Source organism: Pseudomonadota bacterium (assembly GCA_018242545.1).
GTDB lineage: Bacteria > Pseudomonadota > Alphaproteobacteria > 16-39-46 > 16-39-46 > 16-39-46.
The window spans coordinates 1-5,312 of record JAFEBT010000090.1 but is presented as its reverse complement, the minus strand read 5'-3'; the positions used below and the strand labels follow the sequence as shown (position 1 = coordinate 5,312).

Genomic DNA, 5,312 nt, shown 5'->3' with positions numbered 1-5,312 from the left:
TAATTTAAGAGATAATTAAAAAGGAAAAATGAAGGGATAATTTAAGGGGGAAAGATTGAAGAAGAGGGAAAGATAAAGAATGGCCAAAGAGTGCTAAAAGATCTAATGAAAGAGTGTTAAAAGATCAAATCAGAGATGGCAAGGAAAGATCTAATGAAAGATGGCAAGGAAAGATCTAATGAAAGATGGCAAGGAAAGATCTAATGAAAGATAAAAGATCTAATATAGCCCTCGAAGATCGAATGAAAGAGAGCGAGAAAGGGTGCAAATCTAAACTAATTAATTCTAATCAATTCTAACTAAAATAAGATAATAAATAAAAGGTTATTCTTCCAAAACAGGCAAAGCCTTCACCAAGGAAGAATAACCCTAAAGATGGCACTGTAATCAACGGTTGATAGGCAATCTGCAAAATTGTTAATAGTTGGTTCAATTCCAATCAGTGCTTAATGATAATAGAGACAAAACAAGTAAGAGGCGTAATAAAGATTAATAATCGAACATTGGCCCAACAAGTGGAAAAGCCAAAACAGTCCTCAGAAAGATCTCATAATAAAGAAGATCGAAAATACCAAGAATATATACATAAGACACAAGGATCAACAGAAGTTTATGTTTCAGGTACATTAGGTCGAAAATATATGAAAATCGATGCATCAGTCTCACCGATCGAAATCTCGGAAAAGATAAAAGAAATGGCTCGAAGTGTAACACATGGATATAAGGAAAAGATATCAATAAAGGGAGTAGGATATCGAGCCCAAGTAGTAGAAGATAGATTAGAACTAAGTTTAGGATATAAGCAGCCAATAGTGATAAAGATCCCATCAAATATAACATTAAAAATCAAAGGTGGAGGAATGATAATCGAAGGCTGAAGTTCATCCTACAGTGCCCTTCGACAATATCTAAGTACAATAGTGGAAAATCGACCAGCATCACGGGACAAATATAATGGAAAAGGAATAGTAAAATGAGCGTAAGAAAGAGCCCAAATGAAAAGAAAGATGACAGGGGAAGGAATCGAACCAACTAAGAGCAGATAATGAGTCTGTCAACAATGCCAAATTGTTATCCCTGCATAAGATGGGTAGAGAAAAGAGCACATAGCTCAGTAGGTAGAGCGTTTCACTTTTAATGAAAATCGCGAGAGTTCAAATCTCTCTGTGCTCATTAATAATAAAATGTCAAGAAAGACTCATCCAATAAGTCATAGACTGGGAGTAACATTATGATGACAAAGTCGAACACCGATATTAGGTCGAAAAGGTCGAAGTTATGCATCAGGAGTAAAAGGTGCAGTAACAGGAAAATGAAAAATCCAAGAGTTAATCTCAGGAATCTTGGCGAAATTCGGTTATAAAGTAACTAAACCTAAGAAGATGGAATCAGCATTTTCAACAAAAGAGAATCGAATGATATTGGTAGTAAATAAAAGAGAAAATAAAATGTTAGTACCAGAAAAAATTAGAACAATAGATGATGGAATAATAGGAGAATTAGGAACAGAAGGTCCAGTAGGTTATGGAAGTAAAATGGAATATAGTAAAAAAGAAATTCGAAAACAAATCTTGGAACGACAAATAATAAATCTTCAAGTTCCATCTTATATAACACAATATATAATGGAAATCTTAGCATTATATGAAGGTAAAAGATCGATCATAGAATATCGAGAAGTAACAGATCCATGAACACAAGGAACATCAGATATAATAGCGGAAATGTTAGTAAGTAGTGATCGAAGTCTAGTTCCAACAATGACAGAGATTCAACGTCGAGTATCAAAACAACAAGCAAGTATAGAACAAAAACAAGCATATATTCAGAAAGTAAATCAACGACGATAATAAGAATCAACGATGATAATCGCATTTAGGAGGACGAACATAGAGAAAGAAAAAAAAAATAATGAAATTAGAAGTAATAGGTAAAAAAGAACCAGGATATTTAATCCAAGGAAAAGTAAGAATAGGTCAAGAGATAGTGATAAGACATCAAGGTAAAGTAGAACGAAGTATAGTAGTTCGAACGAAAAGATATACACATACAGGAGTGTCATTTGACCAAGCAGCAGTAATGATAAAAGGCTCAAAAGCGAAAGCGAAAGGCCCAATAAGTAAAGGTCTAAATATACATGCGGAGGTGATAGCATTAGGAGGTCAGACAATCTAAAGAAAACAAAATGAAACAACAAGATATCGTAGTAAAGAAACCAACATGAAAGGGAACACCGACAAGTGTAAAAGAGAAAGAAGTAATAGGTGTAGAGATTCGGGGATGACAAGTAAAACAAGAAAGAGTAAAATATGCGACAAATCCCCGAGCCCTAAAAGGCCCCTCGAACACAGCAGGGCAAATCTCGCCTAAATAGAAAGAGGAAAAAATGAAAAGTTTAGCAATAATAGTACCAGTACTGATAGCAGTTGCATTTGTGACATTAGCAGAAAGAAAAGTATTAGGATCAATTCAATTAAGAAAAGGGCCAACAGTAGTAGGAATAGCGGGATTACTACAGCCAATAGCAGATGGAGTGAAACTATTTACTAAGGAAACGATAATTCCAACACATTCAAATACAATAATCTATATGATAGCTCCAATCCTAGGATTAGCAATGGCATTAATATCATGATCAGTAGTTCCAATAGCGGAAGGATCAGTAGTAGTAGATTGACCATTGGGAATCTTATTTATAATGGCAGTATCATCGATAAGTGTATACTCATTGATAATGTCAGGATGAGGAAGTAACTCTCAATATGCGTTTTTAGGGGCAATTCGAGCATCAGCGCAAATGATAAGTTATGAAGTATCAATAGGATTAATAATATTATCAGTAGTAGTAAGTAGTGGAGAGTTAAACTTAACAGGAATAATAACATCTCAAAGTGAAATCTGATATGCATTACCATTATTACCAGCATTTGTAATGTTTGTAGTGTCAGCATTGGCAGAAACAAATCGAGCACCATTTGATTTAACAGAAGGAGAATCGGAATTGGTATCAGGATATAATACAGAGTATTCAGCGATGACATTTGCATTATTCTTTTTAGCGGAATATTCACACATAATATTAATGTCAACAATGATTTCAATATTATTTTTAGGAGGATGACAACCGTTATTTTGAATAGGATTACCATTACCATGATTAGCAATAAAAACAACATTAATGATATTTGTATTTATTTGAGTTCGAGGGAGTTTCCCAAGAATCCGATATGATCAACTAATGGCATTATTATGAAAATCATATTTACCATTAAGTTTAGGTTGATTAGTATTTACAGTAAGTGTATTATTAGCCTTTGGAGCCTTAAATTAAGATAATAGAAACGACCTAAATAAGATTAGTGAAAAAAAGTAAATCTAAAAGAGGAAAAATATAATAAATAAAAAACCGAAAAGTATTAGACATCGAAGAAGGCAAAGAGGTGTGATGGCAGAGTGGTCTAATGCGATTGTCTTGAAAATAATTATGGTGGGTAACCATCATCGTGGGTTCAAATCTCACTCACACCTATTGGGGTTTTAGCTCAGTTTGGTAGAGCGTTTCTTTTGCACAGAAAAGGTCAAGAGTTCGAAGCTCTTAAACTCCAAAAAAAAATCTTCAATAGCAGAAGGGTACATGCGGCCGACTGTTAATCGGTGAATGACGGGTTCGAGTCCCTCTTGAAGAGGAATTCAGAAAATACTCATAGATTAGTGCGGCAGATAATGTCATTCCTCTATTTAGAAAAAAATAATCAAAAAAGGTCTAAAAAAATGAAAATGAAACCTCATGCTTTTAAAAAAAAGATTAAAAATAATCCAATAGAGGGGGGGGGGGAATATAGTACCAAGATATATAATAGAAGATATAAGGGATAAGATAATAGAATAATCCTATAAACAAGGGAAACTTGATAAAAGGTATTATCGAAAACCTTGGTCGAAGACAGCGTGGGGAATAGCCCGTTAGAAAATGAATCAAATCATCGATAAAAACAGTAAAAATGAGTCGTAGAAAGATGGGAGAGTTCTCCGTAGGAAAATAGATCCAATCATCGATAAAAACAGTAAAAAAGTCTCGTAGAAAGATGGGAGAGTCCTCCGTAGAAAAAGAGCCCAAAAGTGAAAAATCTCTCGAACAAAATAGGGAGAGTCCTCCGTAGGAAAATAAACCTAATCATCGATAAAAACAGTAAAAAAGCACCGTGTAAAGATGGGAGAGTCCTCCGTAGAAAAAGATAATGAATCATCGATAAAAAGTGCGAAAAAGTCTCGTAGAAAAATGGGAGAGTTGCCCGTTAGTAAATTCCGTATAATCCTTGGAGAGTAGATTTAGGAGAGTAGATTTAGGAGAGTAGATTTAGGAGAGTTGATTTAGGAGAGTAGATAATTTTCCAAGAATATTAGGTAGAAGAATAGTACGTAGAATAATAGTACGTAGGCGAAAATCCCGTAGAAGGCTAGGAGAGTAGATTTTAGGAGAGTAGATTTTAGGAGAGTAGATCCTTAGGAGAGTAGAAGATTAGAAAAGAATAATAGGTAGAAGAATAGCACGTAGAAGAAGATTCCGTAGAGGGCTAGGAGAGTTCAAAAATCAAATAGTAGGTGAAAATCCAGTAGAAGTATAGGAGAGTATGTCCTTATAAAGTCCGTAGAGGGGCCGTAGAATACAAAATTCGTAGAGTAGGTTTTAGGAGAGTAGATTTTAGGAGAGTAGATAATTCGTAGAGTAGAAGATTAGAAAAGCACATAGCCGAATCCCTCGTAGAAGTAGCCCCAGGTACAGGGCCCGGAGAATCAATCATTAGTAGAGTACATAATTAGGAGAGTCCAAAAATCGTAGAGTAGATCCTTAGAAAAGAATATTAGGTAGAATCAAATCTCGTGTAAGGATAGGAGAGTCTAAATTTAGGAGAGTAGATTCATTTCTAAGAATAATAGGTAGAAGAAAGGCCCGTAGAAAATTCGGAGAGTAGAAAATTCGGAGAGTAGATATTTAGTAGAGTATATCCTTAGAAAATAGTATATCGTATAATCTTAGAAAAGAAAAATAGTCAGCGTAAAATGTCGTGTAAGGATAGGAGAGTAGATCATTAGGTATATCCTTAGAAAAGTCAGTAGAAAAGTTCCTCGTACAGGGCCAGGAGAATTCAATAATAATAGAGTGGGAATGCCTAATAATCGAAAAGAAAAGTCCGTAGAAGAACCTCTCGTAAAGTGCCAGGGAGAAATCCCCATTATAAGAATTAGTAGAGTAGAAATTTAGGAGAGTAGATTTAGGAGAGTAGATTTAGGAGAGTAGATTTAGGAGAGTA

General features: G+C 34.6%; 3 protein-coding genes, 4 tRNA genes and 1 pseudogene. All 8 read left to right on the top strand.

The annotated features are described in order from the left end of the window. Window positions 1–449 precede the first annotated feature (449 nt). The 8 genes and pseudogenes from rplF (at window position 450) to JSS34_08330 (ending at window position 3,686) form a co-directional block, all read left to right on the top strand. Window positions 450–878 (top strand): 50S ribosomal protein L6, encoded by a 429-nt coding sequence (gene rplF, locus JSS34_08365; protein ID MBS0186311.1) that lies wholly within the window; start codon window positions 450–452, stop codon window positions 876–878. A 222-nt stretch (window positions 879–1,100) separates the two neighbouring features. Beyond that, window positions 1,101–1,173: transfer RNA gene (locus JSS34_08360), tRNA-Lys, on the top strand. A 209-nt stretch (window positions 1,174–1,382) separates the two neighbouring features. Next, entirely contained in the window at window positions 1,383–1,694 is a 312-nt protein-coding gene (locus JSS34_08355) for a hypothetical protein (protein ID MBS0186310.1), read from the top strand. A gap of 217 nt (window positions 1,695–1,911) precedes the next feature. Beyond that, window positions 1,912–2,175, top strand: a complete 264-nt coding sequence (locus JSS34_08350) for a hypothetical protein (GenBank protein ID MBS0186309.1) — start codon at window positions 1,912–1,914, stop codon at window positions 2,173–2,175. A gap of 211 nt (window positions 2,176–2,386) precedes the next feature. Next, a pseudogene (locus JSS34_08345) lies at window positions 2,387–3,253 on the top strand (NADH-quinone oxidoreductase subunit H). Window positions 3,254–3,439: 186 nt separating this feature from the next. Next, window positions 3,440–3,528: transfer RNA gene (locus tag JSS34_08340), tRNA-Ser, on the top strand. Between the two features lie 3 nt (window positions 3,529–3,531). Then, window positions 3,532–3,605: transfer RNA gene (locus tag JSS34_08335), tRNA-Ala, on the top strand. Window positions 3,606–3,613: 8 nt separating this feature from the next. Then, window positions 3,614–3,686: transfer RNA gene (locus JSS34_08330), tRNA-Asn, on the top strand. Window positions 3,687–5,312: the final 1,626 nt, after the last annotated feature.